Annotated in this window: 2 protein-coding genes; both read right to left on the bottom strand. The window is 44.4% G+C overall.

The features are described from left to right. Positions 1-115: 115 nt before the first annotated feature. Positions 116-358 (bottom strand): hypothetical protein, encoded by a 243-nt coding sequence (locus BN338_RS09280; RefSeq protein WP_039761422.1) that lies wholly within the window; start codon positions 356-358, stop codon positions 116-118. A 9-nt stretch (positions 359-367) separates the two neighbouring features. Further along, a partial coding sequence (locus BN338_RS12225) for a glycine-rich domain-containing protein (protein WP_039761420.1) occupies positions 368-1,316 on the bottom strand: 949 nt, incomplete at its 5' end.

Below are 1,316 nucleotides of genomic sequence, written 5' to 3'. Positions count from 1 at the left end.
AAAAGAGCTTTAAAGAGACTTTAGAAAAAAGACCTTTATAAACTTCAACCATCATACAACAATTGTTCCAAAGCAAACCATTCATTTTTAAAGGGCTTAAGAAACTCGGATTTATTCAGCTTTCTAAATTTGCCGTTTTTTTGAGAGATGCTACGAGAACATCTGGCTCTGATGTTTCAGGAGACAAAGACGCCTTTTCGTTCTCAACCACAGGAGGAGAAAAGACACCGTCCTTATAAGTCCAGCCAATTTGCGCCTCACTTGAGGCGATTGCTTCACCTTCAAAGGCATGAACATAGTCTTTTGACGCTACGATAATATTCGTGACGACACCATTTTCAACAACTGCATATTCCATGAAAAACTCCTAGAGATAAAACTTGAATAACACTGCTCCATCTCCACCGTCACCACCGTCTTCACCAGATTTTCCAGGAAAGTAGCCACCTCCTCCTCCAGATTTATTGTCATAACTTCCTCCACCATTTCCTCCTTTTACACTCAAACCTCCTTGTACTTGTGTGTTTTTATCACCGCTAGCACCACCTCCACCACCCAAAATAGAGTTGCCACCACTTCCACCAGCTCCTACGCGGTTTCCATAGTTACCACCTCCACCACCATTGAAAATAGAATCACGTCCATTTGAACTGCTGCTATTGGATGCGTAACCACCTCCATAACCACCAGGTGAATTTCCTTGAACACCGCCAAGAGCGCCTGTGCTCTCATGTCCATTAACAGCACCCCCACCTCCTCCACCTGCTATCATAAAGTCTAAAGCACGTGTAAAGCCACCGGAACCAGCAGTATTACCGGATTGACCGGGATAAAAACCTTTACCACCACGACCAATGATAACGCGTCTTGGACTTCTGGTGAGTGGATCTTTCAGATGTGAGCCTTTTAGTTTCCTGTGCACACAACCGCCCCCACCGCCGCCGCCGCCTTTATAATTACCGCCTCCACCTCCACCACCCCATGCCCATACTTCAATATCCGTATCATCTCTCACACCATCAGGTATCGGAGCTGGACCACTTTCTGTCATGAGAATTTCAACTGGTTTTTTGACTAATGAAGCTATTAATTTATCCACTTGCGCTTTCGTATAAACAAGATCTCCATCAACCTTAAGCGGTCCTTTCAATGTGCTGCCGCTTGTGCTTAAACGGGTGAATATTTCGTTGTTATGAATAAGGCTAAACGACGAATTTCCCAACAGTTCCAAACCACCACTCATGGTCACTTTGCTGGTAAATTTATTGTAACTTTGCCATTCATTGGGATGAGATAAGCGTCCATAGCTGGTCCAA

The organism is Bartonella queenslandensis AUST/NH15 (assembly GCF_000312585.1).
Lineage (GTDB): Bacteria > Pseudomonadota > Alphaproteobacteria > Rhizobiales > Rhizobiaceae > Bartonella > Bartonella queenslandensis_A.
The sequence above is the reverse complement of the archived record's forward strand: the minus strand, read 5'-3'. Positions and strand labels throughout refer to the sequence as shown.